This window comes from Edaphosphingomonas laterariae (genome assembly GCF_900188165.1).
In the GTDB taxonomy this organism is placed as follows: Bacteria; Pseudomonadota; Alphaproteobacteria; order Sphingomonadales; family Sphingomonadaceae; genus Sphingomonas_E; species Sphingomonas_E laterariae.
On record NZ_FZOS01000012.1, the window covers coordinates 38,440 to 52,884 of the forward strand.

Annotated in this window: 13 protein-coding genes; 8 read left to right on the top strand and 5 right to left on the bottom strand. The window is 65.5% G+C overall.

The window, feature by feature from the left end; translation table 11 throughout:
* Positions 1 to 12: 12 nt before the first annotated feature.
* Genes CHB74_RS12090 through CHB74_RS12125 form a run of 8 tightly spaced genes read left to right on the top strand, consistent with a single transcriptional unit; the run spans position 13 to position 11,158 of the window.
* Positions 13 to 1,935: a hypothetical protein gene (locus tag CHB74_RS12090; protein WP_089219881.1), complete on the top strand. Its 1,923-nt coding sequence runs from the start codon at positions 13 to 15 to the stop codon at positions 1,933 to 1,935.
* Complete coding sequence (gene traN / locus CHB74_RS12095) at positions 1,935 to 3,026, top strand: conjugal transfer protein TraN (RefSeq protein WP_089219882.1); 1,092 nt, start codon at positions 1,935 to 1,937, stop codon at positions 3,024 to 3,026. Before CHB74_RS12090 ends, traN begins: the two co-directional genes overlap by 1 nt.
* Positions 2,998 to 3,879: a type-F conjugative transfer system pilin assembly protein TrbC gene (locus tag CHB74_RS12100; RefSeq protein WP_089219883.1), complete on the top strand. Its 882-nt coding sequence runs from the start codon at positions 2,998 to 3,000 to the stop codon at positions 3,877 to 3,879. The genes traN and CHB74_RS12100 overlap by 29 nt, the downstream gene beginning before the upstream one ends.
* Positions 3,851 to 4,450 carry a S26 family signal peptidase gene (locus tag CHB74_RS12105; RefSeq protein WP_089219936.1) on the top strand — a complete coding sequence of 200 codons (600 nt, stop codon included), beginning with the start codon at positions 3,851 to 3,853 and terminating at the stop codon, positions 4,448 to 4,450. Before CHB74_RS12100 ends, CHB74_RS12105 begins: the two co-directional genes overlap by 29 nt.
* A 32-nt stretch (positions 4,451 to 4,482) precedes the next feature.
* Positions 4,483 to 5,322: a conjugal transfer protein TraF gene (locus tag CHB74_RS12110; protein WP_089219935.1), complete on the top strand. Its 840-nt coding sequence runs from the start codon at positions 4,483 to 4,485 to the stop codon at positions 5,320 to 5,322.
* Complete coding sequence (locus CHB74_RS12115; RefSeq protein ID WP_089219884.1) at positions 5,319 to 5,894, top strand: hypothetical protein; 576 nt, start codon at positions 5,319 to 5,321, stop codon at positions 5,892 to 5,894. The genes CHB74_RS12110 and CHB74_RS12115 overlap by 4 nt, the downstream gene beginning before the upstream one ends.
* Positions 5,895 to 5,949: 55 nt before the next feature.
* On the top strand, positions 5,950 to 7,371 hold the full coding sequence (locus CHB74_RS12120) for a conjugal transfer protein TraH (protein ID WP_089219885.1): 1,422 nt from the start codon (positions 5,950 to 5,952) through the stop codon (positions 7,369 to 7,371).
* Between the two features lie 16 nt (positions 7,372 to 7,387).
* Entirely contained in the window at positions 7,388 to 11,158 is a 3,771-nt protein-coding gene (locus CHB74_RS12125) for a conjugal transfer protein TraG N-terminal domain-containing protein (RefSeq protein WP_089219937.1), read from the top strand.
* On the opposite strand, the gene CHB74_RS12130 is transcribed toward CHB74_RS12125, so the two are convergent.
* From CHB74_RS12130 to CHB74_RS12150, 5 genes are all read right to left on the bottom strand, one after another.
* Positions 11,155 to 11,613 (bottom strand): hypothetical protein, encoded by a 459-nt coding sequence (locus tag CHB74_RS12130; RefSeq protein WP_089219886.1) that lies wholly within the window; start codon positions 11,611 to 11,613, stop codon positions 11,155 to 11,157. The two genes, CHB74_RS12125 and CHB74_RS12130, sit on opposite strands and share 4 nt — an antisense overlap.
* A gap of 255 nt (positions 11,614 to 11,868) precedes the next feature.
* Positions 11,869 to 12,318, bottom strand: a complete 450-nt coding sequence (locus tag CHB74_RS12135; protein WP_144033786.1) for a hypothetical protein — start codon at positions 12,316 to 12,318, stop codon at positions 11,869 to 11,871.
* A gap of 82 nt (positions 12,319 to 12,400) precedes the next feature.
* Positions 12,401 to 13,261 (bottom strand): hypothetical protein, encoded by an 861-nt coding sequence (locus CHB74_RS12140; RefSeq protein WP_144033787.1) that lies wholly within the window; start codon positions 13,259 to 13,261, stop codon positions 12,401 to 12,403.
* Between the two features lie 69 nt (positions 13,262 to 13,330).
* On the bottom strand, positions 13,331 to 13,855 hold the full coding sequence (locus tag CHB74_RS12145) for a lytic transglycosylase domain-containing protein (protein ID WP_245842863.1): 525 nt from the start codon (positions 13,853 to 13,855) through the stop codon (positions 13,331 to 13,333).
* Entirely contained in the window at positions 13,852 to 14,442 is a 591-nt protein-coding gene (locus CHB74_RS12150; RefSeq protein ID WP_089219889.1) for a restriction endonuclease, read from the bottom strand. The genes CHB74_RS12145 and CHB74_RS12150 overlap by 4 nt, the downstream gene beginning before the upstream one ends.
* Positions 14,443 to 14,445 lie beyond the last annotated feature (3 nt).

Below are 14,445 nucleotides of genomic sequence, written 5' to 3' on the forward strand. Positions count from 1 at the left end.
GGATTGCTCCTCATGACCGCGCTCACCGTGCTGCCGGCGCCGCTGCTCGCGCAAAGCGTCGAGGATCGCGCTCGCGCCGCCGCCGAAGCCGCGCGCGCCAAGACCTCGGACAGCGATGCGCTCCAGGAGAACTACCTGAAGCCCGGTCTCGCCGGCGAGACGATCTCGACCGTCGACAATAGCCGAAGCTTCAACCCCAATCTCGCCTGCCAGACCACGGGGACGCTGGTGGAACTGCTCGCCCAGCCCGGCTCGACTGGCGACATCAGCACACTGCGCATCTCGCGCGACAAGGACATCGACGGCACGGTCGACCAGACGCTGATGCTGCCGATGCCAGTCTCGGGCATTTGCGCCAATGGCGTGATCGCCTGCCAGCCCGGCACCTGGAACCAGTGCCGCTCCTATCGCTGGGAGGTGTCGGGCGCGGGCGACCTCAAGCTCGGCGAAGTCGAACAGACCGATCTTGCAGGCTGCTACTGCGTGAACAACAGCTGCGGCAGCAACCTTGTCTGGGGCAATATGGCCTCGGTGCTGAAGGATCTGGGCGGCGGCGTCATCGGCGCGCTGACCTCGGCCGATCCGCGTATCGGTGTCGCCCAGGCCGTGATCGACGGGCCTGTCATCCGCTATACCGGCGCCCAGTCCACCGCCTGCGCGCCGAACCCTTCGGTCGCGCAGACCGTCTATCGCGCCAATCCATCGCAGATTCAGGGCGACGCTGCGAGCGTTGCCGCCGGCAACAGCGTGTTCCAGGCGCTCAGGGGCTCGCCGGCCGGCATGGGCAAGGCAGAGCAGATGCGCGCCTGCACGATCCGGCGCGAGGTGAAGCTCGAGGCGGTGACGGTGGATGATATCATTGCGCGGACCGCGGGCGGTTATGCGACCTATGCCTATACGCCCGACACACGTTCGTTTCTGCTGGGATCGCCGCGCGACGACAGCCTGAGCGGCGGAAGCTGCCGCATCCATGATTTCCGGATGACCCTGAATGTCGGCGATCCCGATCGCCTGGTCTCGGCGCGGCTTTCGCAATATCTGTTCGACGACTGGATTCAGGTCCGCGTCGATGGTGCGCTGGTGCTGGCCGATCCGGGAGGGTGGACCGGAACAGGGCTCCCGCCGGGCCGATGCGAGCGCGGGCGGACCTGGCATGGCACTCCCAATCTCGACCTGAAGCCCTATCTGACCAAGGGCGCGCACGAAATCTGGGTGCGGGTCGCGGTCGGCGGTGAAGGCGAAGTGTCCGCCCGGATCGATGCCACGCTCGACCTGAGCTGCAATCCGGCCGAACGGGTGGTGGACCTGTGCGCCGGCTATGCCAGCGACGCCAATTGCCAGCTCTACGATGAAAGCGTCGACGGTGTTCAGATCTTCCGCAACGGCGTCGGCACCGGCCTGACGCCGCTCGCTCAGACACGCCTGTTCGAAAGCGGCGCCTGTTCGCTCAATCTCTCTCGCCCATGGTTCGAACGGGACCGCCGCTATCGCTGCACGATCGACACCGGCGTCCTCCCGCAGCCCGATCTCAGCCGCGGCGCCTATATCATCGACCATTCGACCGAGACGATGCTCGCCGACCGCGTAAAGGCGAGTGATGGCACCTATGCCACATCGTCCCGCGGCTTCGCGCTGCCCGAGCGCGGCTCCGTCCCGGCCTGCGAACCGATCTGCAAGACCCGCGCGCCCAAGCGCAATACCGAAGCCGCCGTGGATGGCGTTGTGGGCGGAAAGCAGAACGCGCCGACCGGCTGGGACACTTACTATCATGCCTGCACGGCCGACAGCGCCGGAGCCGCCTCCTGTCCGGTCGGTGACGGCGAGGAACTGGTCTCCGGCTGCGGGTGCCTCGACGATTTTCCCGAAGCCGTTGTGATGATGCAGACGGTGCGGCTCGGCGGCGCGGACATGATCTGCACCTCGGAGGCCCGCTGATGCGCGCGCTGTTTCTCAAGACCCTGTGCCTGTGCGCCGCGCTGTTCAGCGTCTGCGCGCTCGCCCCATCCCCGGTTTACGCGCAGCAACTCTGCGTCGCGGACCTCAACGGCAATGGCGATGCCGACGATCCCGGCGAGACCGCCGCCTGCGAGATCACCCCACTCGGTGACTATCAATGCCCCTTGCAAAAAGTGTCCTGCGTCCAAGAGCAAGATGGCGCCTATAGCTGCCCGCTCGGCACGCAGTTCGCCTGCCTGCCGCAGGACGGCGGCCCGGCCTGTTCGCCCAATCAGTGCGCCGACCTCACCATCACCCCGATTGAGGACGAGCCGGTGCCCGACGATCCTGGCGTCCCGGCAGATGGCGCGGTCGATGCGGACGGCGCCTGCCTCGGCAATATCGAGATCTTCTCCGGACGCGCCGCGCGCTGTCGCCCGGCGGGCCTTCGCACCACCTTCTCCAACTGCTGCAAGGACAAGGGCAAGATCGTCAAGGACGGCATGGGCGGCTCGGTCTCGTCGATCGGCACCAAGATCGCGGTCGCCAAGGGCGTGTTCACTGGCATGAAGGCCGCCTATGGCGCGTTCAGGGCGGGCGCGACCGCCGGCCAGGCCGCGAGCGCCGGCGCGAATGCCATCGTCGTCGGCATTGATCCGACCTCGATCGCGATCAGCCTCGCCATCAACTTCATGATGGATTTTCTGCTCTCGGGCTGTGACCAGCAGGATATGGAGGTGGGCATGCTGCGCGGCTCGGGCATGTGCCACGAGGTCGGCAGCTATTGCTCGTCAAAGATTCTAGGTATCTGCGTCCAGAAGGCGCGCGGCCATTGCTGCTTCAACACCAAGCTCGGCCGCATCATCCAGGAACAGGGCCGCCCGCAGCTCAAGAGCTTCAACGCCGTTGGCTGGGGCACGCCCAAGCAGCCCTATTGCCGCGGGTTCACGCCGGAAGAGTTCCAGGCGCTGGATTTCTCCAAAATGGACCTCTCCGAATATTATTCCGAGATCGAAGCCCGCGCCCAGGCCGACATCCAGATCGACATGAAGGACAAGATCGATGCCCACATGCAGGCCATCGGCAAGTAGCGCGCGCGCCGTCTCGGTGCTCGCCTTGCTGCTTGTCTCGTTCGCACCCGCCCATGGGCAAGACGCCGCTGCGCCGGACAATGCCCGCGCGCGCGCAGCCGAACAGGGTGACGCTGCGATGGCGCGCGTGAAGGACGCGACCGAAGCCCGTAAGAAGGATGCCGAAGCCCGCGGGCCATCCTCGCTGCCGACGCCGTCCGAGGAAACCCGACGCCGGGCGTTCGACGGCCTGCGCCAGCGGGTGCAGTCGTCCGACATGGAGACCCGTGCGCGGTCCGCCCGCAAACTGGGTGTGGACGCCATCGCCGCCGAGCAGGAAGCGATGGCGCGGCGGCTCGGTCAGGCGTTGGGACTCGAAGCGCCGGAGATGGACGCAGTCGCCGGTGTCACCAGGCCGGTTTCGGCGCAAGGCTGGGTGCCGGTGCTGTTCGTCTCGTCGTCCATGCCGGTGACGACGCTGCGGACCTACGCGGCGCAGCTCGAGAAGGCCCGCGGCATCCTGGCCTTCCGCGGGATGCCTGGCGGACTCACCAAGGTTGGTCCGATGGCGAAGCTCTCGGCCGAGATCCTCCGGCTCGATCCCGGCTGCGAAGGTCCGGCCTGCGCGATGCGCGACGTCCAGCTCATCGTCGATCCGCTCGTCTTCCGCCAGCACGGCGTCGCCCGCGTTCCCGCGCTCGCCATGGTGCCGGGCGATCCGGCGCTGCCCTATTGCGAGCGCGAGGAGGACAGCCCGCGCGCTGCCCACGTCATCTACGGCGACGCCGCGCTTTCCGGTCTGCTCGAAGAATATGCCCGCCTCGGCGGGAAGAAGGAGGTGCATGATGCTCAGGCTCGCCTACAGGGCCGCTAGGGCCGGCTGGTCCGAACTGAGGCAACTGCCGCTGAAAGCCGCCGTGGCGCTCGGCAGTCCGGGCCTCGGGCAGCCGCCCCGCCCGCACCAGCTCTGGAAGGCGTTCGGCATCGTCTTGCCGATCGGCCTCCTTGCCTGGTGGGCCTTGCCGCAGGTGACGATCGTGATGAGTCCCTCGGTCGATGCTTATCTGATCCGCAAGGGGTCCGGCCCGATCGCGCGCGGCGATCTCGTCTCGTTCATGCTGTCGCACCCGCTCGCCGGGCCGGAGCCGGTCACCGTCACCAAATATGCGCTCTGCCTGCCCGGCGACCGCATCTCGATGATCGAGAAGCCCTCGATGATGACACCCGGAAAATGGGATGGCTGGTATTATTGCAACGAACGACTGTTGGGGGTGAGCAAACCCTATGGGCGTGACGGGCAGGAACTGGAGCATTGGCAGCCCGATCACGGCCTGATTCTGCCAGGCACCATCTATGTCGGTTCCTCCCATGCCAGCGGCTTCGACAGTCGCTATTATGGCCCGGTCACGATCGAGCGCCTGCGCCGGATGGAGCGGCTGCTGTGAAGGCCCTGGTCATCGGAATCGCCGCCGCGGCCATGCTGATCGCGCCGGCCGCGCAGGCGCAGAGCCGCGACGAGGCGCGCACCGGCTATTGGTGGTATCAGGCGCCGCCGACAGCGGAAACGCCAGACGATCCCGACGCGCTGGAAAAGCCCCGGATACCGCCGATGGCGGAATTGGCGACCTGGACGCCGCCCAAGATCCGCAAGCTGATCGAGCAGCAGCGCGACTATGCCGCAACCGTGCTCACCGTGGATGCGGTTGCCGACTTCTGGCGTTTGCAGGATTTTGCCCGGAGGAAGGCGCGCGCCTTCGCGGGCGTGACGCAGATCGCCATGCTCCAGCATCCCGAACTCAACGCCAAGTCCGCCAATCCGATGGTCGGCGAAGCGCGCGACCAGCTCTCCGCGCAGAAGGACCAGGTGCGCCGGCAATATCTGCGCGGCCGCGCCAATGAATATGCCCTCGTCATGTTCTCGCGCTCGACCTGCGGCTATTGCCGCGTCCAGTGGCCGATCGTGCAGCGCTTCCAGGAAGAGATGGGCTGGCAGGTGACGCTGATGGACATCGATCGCCGGCCAGAACTGGCGCAGCGGTTCGGGGTCGAGGTGACGCCGACGACGATGATCATCCGGCGGAACAGCCAGCAGCGCATGGTGATCGCGAGCGGGGTCGAAGCCTATCCCAACCTCATCCAGATGGCCTATCAGGCGGTGCGGCTGCTCGCCGGCGACATCCGCCCCGAGCAGTTCATGACCGGCGCGGGCGAAGAAGACGGGTTCTTCGACGCGCTTGCCAACGGCCCGGTATCGGCGACCGACCCGCGCGTGCTCGGCGGCGATCTCGTCGGCGCGAGTCTGGAGCCGCAGCGATGAGCAGCCGGGCCGCCCTCGCATTGCTCGCATCGATCGCGCTGGTCCCGGCGGCGTCAGCGCAGCCGGTCAGCCGCGAGCAGGCCATGCGCGCCGCCATCCATCCGGTTGCGACCGAGGCCGCGATGCGCGAATGGCTCGGCCGCGTGCCGGTGACGCGCGACTGGCCACCCGACTTCGCCGAGACGCTGACCGGACAGGCGCCGGCCTATATCGTCGAGATGAGCACGGCGCCCGGCTGCATCCCCTGCGCCGATCTGTGGACCAAGCTCGGCGCGCTCGGCCGGCGCTATGGCTGGCAAGTCCGCACCATCGGCAGCCAGGAAGCTATGCTGCGCTCGGGGCGTCTGGGGCTGCCCTGGGTCGGCCATCCGGTCGCCTGGGTGCGCCCTGTGGCCGATCCGACCCGGATCGTTCCGATCGCGATCGGCACCGATCACGCGCCCAACCTTGCGCGGAATCTCTATCTTGCCGCCAAGATGCTGACCGGCGTGAAGCCCGCGGTCGGCGTGCGCGGCATGGCGAAGTTCACCGGGATCGTGGGTGCTTCCACGCGCCCTAATCCCAGCAAGTGAGGCAACTGAGCATGGCGGGCCAGTTCTTCGCATCGTCTCGAAAAGGAAGCCCGCCATGGCGAAACTCTCCACGCGCCTGACCCTGCTCGCCGGCACGATAGCCTTCGCCGCGACCGCCGCCCCCGCCTCCGCGCAAAGCTGGGCGGAAAGCTGGTTTGACAATGTGACCTATACCTCGCCCGGCAGCTTCGAGGATCAGACCCGCGGCTATGTGACCGCCGGCGGCATGTCGGGCCGGGTCGACGTTCATAACGACTATCTGATGAGCGTGACCCTTCCCAAGGTCCGCGCCGGATGCGGTGGCATCGACATGTTCCTGGGCGGCATGTCGTTTCTCGATCCCGACTATCTCGTCCAGAAGCTCGAAAGCATCCTGCAAGCCGCGCCCGCCGTGGCGTTTCAATACTTGCTCGAAACGCTCGATGAAAAAATGGGCAACATCATCTCCAAGATGGAAGCGGCGACCAATTTCCTGAACTCGATCCAGGTCAACGACTGCCGCCTCGCCAACCGTATGGTCCAAATCGCCAAGGGCGACGACAATATGTCAGGGATCATCGAGGAGATGACCGGCTACAAGTCGGTGCGTGAGGGTTTCTCGAAAAGCTATCAGCACAGCCGCGAGAAGATCCAGGCGAACCAGGGCAATCCGACGGAGGATTTGCGCGATGCGCTGGAGAACTGCCCAGCCGAAGTGACGGAGATCTTCAAGACGGGCTCGCTGCTCGCCCACGCCGCCGCCCGCGTCGGCGCGTCCGACTGGGCCGGCGTCATGCGTGCCCGTGTCGGTGACGTTTATATGCGCTGGGACCCGGCGGACAAGGTGCCGCTGTTCACCGCGATACCCGCCTGCGCGCGGCAGGATACCGAGAGCGTCGACGATTTCCTGACCGGCAAGGTCCAGCGCCGCGCGATCGCCGTGCCGCCGACGGCCGCCGATTGCGCGGTCGATGGCAGCGGCAAAGGCGCGCTGGTTCTCGCCCGCGCCCGCATGGACTCGATCGCGACCAAGATCCGCAGCCGCTCGCCGCTGACGACCGAGGAGAAGCAGTTCGTCGCCAATGTCCGCACGCTCCCGGTCTATCGACTGCTCGAATGGGGCGTGCGCCAAGGCGTCGTCGACAGCGTGATCGGCGATACCGACGAGCTGGTCGCGCTGACGCTCGCCTATCAGATGCTCAACGATCTGACGCGGAGCATCGACTTCGCCGTGTCCAATGCCGAGCGCGGCGTCAGCGCAGCGGGCGCCAGCGATGCCGGCAATGCGAAGATGTGCCAGACACGCATCCTGTCGAAGGGTGTCGAGCAACTGCGTGAGCTGCGGGACGAGGTGCTGCGCCAGCGCGCGCAGATGCGTCAGTCCTATATGGCGGCGCTGAGCCAGGCCAATCTCTCAGCCAACTATGCCGGCGTCGTTCGCCAGCGTGACCGCGACGCCCGCGATGCCGCCGGCGCGGCCGCCAACCGCAACCGCTGACCCGGAGCCGAGCATCATGATCCGTCTGCTGCGCAGCCTCCTTGCCCTGTTCGCCATCTTCGCCGCAACGCCCGCCATGGCGCTCGATACGAGTTTCCACACCTATGACGGCTTCGCCGAGACGGTGGACGCCTTCCGGCTCGTGTCGATGATCTTCGGCGATCCCCGCTACGAGACGCTGGTGCTGATCGTCGCGGTGGTCGGGATCGGGCTCGGCGTTCTGCTGGCGACCGTGCGCGGTCAGGGCATGGGCCTTGTCGCCTTCGGCTTCCAGATGCTGATCGGCGTCGGCCTGTTCGTCGGCCTCGTCGCTACCACGGGCACGATCCACGTCTATGACAGGGTCCGCAACGCCTATCAGCCGGTCGGCGATGTCCCAAACCTCATCGTGCTGGTCGCGGGCGTCACCAACATGATGGAGCGCGCGCTGGCCGAGGTGATCGACGACAACACCACCGATCCCAACGCCAAGCTGGAGTTCGGCGCGGGCGGGCACTCGTTCGACCTGTTCCTCAACGCCGCATCCCCGCGCGGCCCGATGACCGACGTGTTCCTCGATTCCACGATTAAGGACTATGTCCGGCAATGCTATCCCGTCGCGCGCGTCTCGCCGGCCTATGGTGTCGACGACGATCAACTCTTCCGCACCGCAACCGATCTACCCGCTGCCTTCGCAGCGATGGCGGGGCCGGCGACGTTCAGCACGGTGTTCACCTCGACCGACAAGGCCGGCACCACGGTAAGCTGCAACGAGGCATGGGAGCATATTGCGACGCGTCTTTCCGAGCCGGCGCTGTTCGACAGCTATGTCGCACAGGTCTGCACCCGCACCGGCTATGACATCTCGAACGCCGCGCAGCTTCAGCGCTGCCGCGCGAACATCGGCGAGATGGGCCAGATGATGATGGACACGCCGCTCTCGCTTCAGCAGTTCCTCACCAATGTGATGCTTGGGAATACGGTCGGCGACGTCCTGTTCGAGGATAGCCCGGCGACCGCCGCCAGGGTCATGGCCAATCGCGCGGTCGTCTCATCGGGCCTCGCCACCATGTCCACCGCCAACGAATGGATGCCGACCATCCGCGCCACCGTGTTCGGGATCATGTTGTTCATGATGCCGGTGGCGCTCTTGTTCATCCTCACCCCGATCAACCTGCGGGTGGCGAGCTTCGCGCTGGGCCTGTTCGTGTTCGTCGCGCTGTGGGGCGTGATCGATGCCGGAATCTATCAGCTCACCTTGGGCCGTGCGACCGATGTGCTGGCCGAGATGCGTTCGAACAATGTCGCGGCGAATGCCTGGATGCTGGCGCCTTCGTCCGCGATGAAAGCGCTCGCCATCTTCGGGTCTTTCCGTACCGCCGCCGCCGGCCTCGCCGGCGCCTTCGTGTTCACCGTGTTCCGGTTCAGCGGCAATGTGTTCACCGCCTTCACGCAGGGCGCGCTCGGCGTCCAGGGACAGGGCACCGCCGCCGCGGCGCCGCTCGCCACCCGCGAAGGCTATGCCGGTGCGCTCGAGGCGCAGGCGTCCGCCTCGGGCACGATGGCGCGCGCGGGCGCATCCTCGACCTTCGGAGATTTCGGGGAACGCTCGACCTTCGGCCAGAACCGGGCATTCGGTTCGGCAAGCCGCGTCCTTGGCGAGCATGGCGGCGGCGCGAGCGGCACGGCGGCCTTCAGCCTGGGCGGTCTCGACGCGGCCCGCGAGATGGGCGGGCTCTCACCCGCGCTCACCGGGCGCAGCCTGTCCGATCCCGCGACCGTCCGCGCCGTCCGCGACAATGCCGCGACGTCGGCGATCCATAACTTCGCGGAGAAGGATGCACTGCGGGCGCTTGGCACCGGCTATTTTGGTGAAGGCCAGTCCGGCGAGCGCGCCTTTGCCGCCTTCGCCCAGAAGATGGTCCAGTGGCGCGCGTTCGGCGATCAGCGCGCTTATGACATGATGCACTCGGGCGCGCAGCGGCACTTCGAGCGCGGCGGCTATGATGCGAAGGATGCGGCGCTCAAGGCCTCGACCGTGATCGCGCAGGCGTCAGCCGATCCGACCTTCGCCAAGCTGATCGCCAACACCTTCGATCAGGAGCAGATGCTGCGCAACGACCTGACCGGCGCGCAGGTCCAGGTTGGCGCGATGGAGGGTCGGCGGGATTTTGCAGGCGACAATGTCGCCGGGATCGAACGCCGCAATGTCGCGACCGAACAGGCCCACCGGACCGGCAATACCGAAGGCCAGCGCAACGCCGCTGCGATGCTCGGGATTCCGGTGCAGGAGATGTCGCGCCGCACCTCGTTCATCAACAGCCTGTCGGGCGAAGCGCGTTCGACGGCCATCTCCCAGCTCTCCCGCGCAACGGGCCGCAACGAGGCGCAGGTTCTTCGCGCCCTGGAAACCTACAATGCCGCCGTGCAGGTCGGCACCGCCGACGGCGCCACCGCCGAAGCCGCGCGCGAGGGCACCAGCGTCTATGGCCGCACCCGCGAGGCAGCCGGATACGACTTCGCGGAACGGTCGGGCAAGCTCGACGCACAGCGCGAGGTCGGGCACGACGGCACGCGCTCGGCCGCGCGGATCGGCGAGCAACGGCGCCAGGCGGACAATGCCGGCTTTGCCGAGGGTGCGGCCGCGGCGGGCATGTCGGTGCGCCAGGCGGCGCGGCTCGACAGCTTTATCCGGACATTGAGCCAAGGCGTGGGCAACCAGACCGACATGGCCGAGGGCGGCGCGGCCGGGATCGCCGATCGTGCGCGCAACGAGCGGCTCGGCCGGATCGTCGAGAATGAGCGACTGACGCGCATGCAGGGCCTTCTGAAAGAGCATGGGGTCGACATGTCGAAGCGCGAGATCGCCATGGCGCAGAACGGCGATCTCAGTCTCAACCTCTCCCCGGAGACAGCCGCGCAGATGTGGCGCGGCGGTCTCATCAACGAAAGCCAACTTGGCGCGATCGCCAATGGCGGGCGTGCGAGGTTTAGTTTTGCGGACAATGACGTGCTGGTCTCCAGCTCGGTCGGGTTCCAGCAATCCGCGCGCAATGACACCAGCACCCGGTTCGAGGCCGGTAAACAGGCCGGCCCCGACACGATCGAGCATTTCCTCAGCGGCGGCCCCGAAGGACAGGCGATGATGCAGAACTGGCTAAAGGGCGGATTCGAGATGGACCGGCACGGCAACTGGCGGCTCAACCCGCAGGTGGCCGACACGCTCCAGCGTGATGTCCAGGCTATCATCGGACAGACCGGTTGGCAGCGGTCCCTATCACGATCCGCGCAGGACCAAGTGACGATAGGGACCAAAGTCGGGGGAGAGATCGGCGGCACGATTGGCGTCTCGGAATCAGAGGTGTCGAGCGGACGAGGTCAGGCCACAGGCAGGGGGCAGCAAGCAGATCGCGGCTCAATTCACCAAAAAGGCAGATCTACATCGGGAAGAGCTGGTGGCAGCCTGGGGTTCACCAGCCAAGACGTCGGTATCAGCAATGAAACCGCACAGTCTTCACTGGATATCGTCAATTACGATGTGAGAAACGCCATTGCCGCTTCCGAACGCGCGGCGGCGCGCTCCAGCGATCCGGCAGCAACCTTCTCTCGCGAGCTTTCGAACCGGATCCTTGGGCCTGATGGCATGCGCAATCGCTACCTGGGCGATGCCGATTCCGGACGCGCGACGTTCGATGTCACCGGACCGTTGACGTCCATCGAACAAAATTCGGTCCTGAAGAGTGGACGCTTCTCCACCGACATCGATGGCAGTCCAGGCGACGGAGACAGCAGTTTCAAGAAACGCTAAAGTCGGCGGCCGGGGTGTTGAAGACTTAGTGGGTTCCCGACGTATAGGCCTCCGGACCGAGGATCGTGAATGTCAAAAGCAGCGCTAAGGTTTTCCATTCCCCGCTCATGCTCCTCCCATAGGTCGGCGATCGCGGCTGCGGTCTCATTGGAAAGCGAGCCACTATCGCTCTGCGTATGGAACGCCGCAAGCAAGCTCTGCGCGTATCCTACTCCGAGAACCATGAGCGCGGTCACCGGAAAGAACACGATGTTCAGAAAACCAGCCGCTGCACTTTCGTAGAACCCCGCCAGCGGTTCGGCCACGGAGGCTGCCGCCATACCCGCCCACCAGAGCGGGATCGCGGCCCACCAGAGCTTCGCATACCAGGGCCGCCAGAGCCAATCGGATGCAAGCGGCCGAGCTGCCGAAGCCCGGTCAAACGGTTCTTTTCGCGTGCCGAATACTTTGTCCACGACAGGTTTCCTTCGACTTGGAGCTTAGCATATCCGACGATCGAACAAAACACCAATTGGTAGCCATTGATATTCTAAATCAAGTGTTTACCTGCACGTTCTTATAATCAACATTCGACATTTGTTTACGACTATTCCGCAGCGAGCCGGGCAAGCGCCAGATCAGGCGAGACATGCTTGCCGATTCCAGCAGCCATCGCAAATTGCTCATAGCGTCATGTTCGGAACGACAATCCGGGCGTAGGCAGGCCGTCGTCAACTAGTCGCCGTCCAAGGCTGTTCGGCGGCGGTGACAAGTGTTTGGGCAAATGGGACCGTGTCGTCCATCAATATGTCCTCAAGGTGCGAGGAGCGTTTGGGGACAAGGGAGAAACCGGGGAGCATCGCAAACGCCTTCACCAGATGCGGGATCGGTCGTCCCTCGCCGATCGCTTTGAGGACCAGGATTGCATCGTTGATGTTCTCGGCCGTGCAGGATCGCAGGATGGCGATTTCCTCGTCTTCGGTGGCGTCATCGTCCATCGGGTTGGACTTTTTTTCGCTGCTGGCGCCAAGCACATCGATTGCAAGTTCAAGGTAGAAAATCGGCTCGAACTGCCTGATCTCGACCAGGAACGAGATAGCATCGCCGACAAGATCCACTGCGACGGCTTTAAGAAACCGTGGCCCATCCATTTCATCGCTCTGTTTAGGTAGGTGGATCATCCCGCCTCCGCGCGTCCGCATGTCTACGAGCGCCGCTGATCGCGCCGGTGCATTGGCACGCGGCGCATCGATTGCGTCTGCCCTATAGAATAGACACTTCGGCGCGTGTTTTTGGCAATGGTGAAAGGATCGCCTGCTCAAGCCATGAGATGAAGGCCCCATCGGCCCAGTTCGCCGCTCCGACGACATAGTCCGCGGGGGACAGGCCCGACAGTTGCGTGTCTTCGCAGTTGCGCGCGATCGCAAGGCTCAGTTCACGGATGATCGCCCCGTCTCGTTCAATCACGAGTTCGATATCGTGGCCCGGTGTCTGGGACGATGGCGCGATCGCGCGCTTGATCGTGCAGTCCACGCCGTGCGCGTCGAGCGCGCCCTGAAGACCGATCAGCCCGCACAGGACGTCTCTTTCCAGCTCCGAGAATACCGGCACGAACCGGCGACCGTCCAGGATAGGCTGCGCAAAACCGCGGACCGCCTGCGCTTTGCCGTTCGCCAGCAGCCGGCATGCCACCAGCACGAGATAGGGACCCGAGATCCCCTCCTCCAGGTCGATCGATTCGGCTACGCGGAACGGCATGCGGTGCGGGCCATAAACAAGCGGCGTCCGCACACTTGTCGCATAGATGGCGAGAAACCCAGGCAGAAACTTGCCCACCCGCCCTGTCGTATCGCGCAGACGGGCGGCAACCGCGCCGCGCCGATATTCGCCGGCATGATCCCAGAAGTGATCGGCGAGCGGCACGTCCGCAGCAAGCTGAAACGAAGATGCACCGGCGACAAGTTGTCCGAAGGCGTCGGCGGGCGACGGATCCGGCTGGATCGACGGGGACACGATGACGTTGCTGCCGCCCGCGACCATCACCGCATGGAGCAGCTCCGGCAATGCCGTTTCCAGCGGCGCCTTGACGTCGCCGGAAAGCAGCATTGACGCAGGGGTGGTCATGGACAGATCCTTTCAACCTCACGTTTCGCATGGCTATTCGGCAGCCAGGTTACACCGCCGCATCAAGGCCTACCGTTCTGCACCCCGGCCGCTGCGGCTCGCGAAGGCGTTGGCGCCGAACTGTTTGCGCATATGCGTTGCCACCTTTGCCGCATAAGCGCGCTGACGCCAGCCGGTCGGACTGTGGTAGATCCCGACAGCCTTCCAGTAGTCACCGGACGCCTGCAAGCCCGACAGGAATATCCGGCGCGCGGCTTGCGCGTTGAAGCAGGCGTCATAGCGCAGCCAATGGCGCACCTGATGGTCGGGCTGCTCAACCAGGCGGGCGATGCGCGGCACCCACCAGCTATTGATCTGAAGCGGACCCAGGTCATGCGTGCCGTTGGTGTTGGCGACCTCAGCGCCCAGCCATCCGGCTTCCTGTCGACGCAGGCCCCAGAGCGTCTTTTCGAGCCAGGCGTGACCCTTGGAGGCCTCGCGAATGCAGCGGCCGATCTCGGCCTCGTCTGCGCGCGATCCCCTGGCCGATGCAGTGGCGGGCACCGAGACGAGGAGTGTGGCCAGCGCTGCGGCGATGATGGGAATCGTCCTCATGCCCGGTTCACCCCGTTGGGGAATGACGGCCCCGCGCCGGCGGGCCGGCGCAACCGCTGGGACGGCAGGGCGAAGGTGCCGCCCGTCAGCAATTCCAGAAGACTGTTGCCCGAGATGATCTCGACGCCGGGTGCCGCCGCAAGCGCATCCCGGCTCGCGCCCCCGGTTCGTCCGGTATGGATGAAAAGCCCAGGCTGCCGACGCGACGCGCACAATGCCGCGAACGCGCGAACATGCTCTGGCCGGATTGTTTCGCGGTAGCGCTTGGCCTGGATGAGAAATCGGACACCCTCGACGATGACCTCGCCATCAACCCCGCCGTCCCCGGTATAGCGGCGATTGCGAATGACAGGGTTGCCGCGCTGCTCGAACGCTTCGAGCAGCAGTTCCTCGAAAGCCAGCGGGTCCATCGCCCGGAGCCGGGCGTAGACCAGGGTCGCCGGCTGGTTGCGGTCGGGGCCGCGCATCTGATTGCACATGATGCGGGCCTGACGGCGGCGCCAGCGATGACGGACCGGGACACGCGCGTGGCGATAGACCAGTGCCAGAAGGCAAAGGCAGGCAAGCGCTATCAGTATCGGGATCATGGT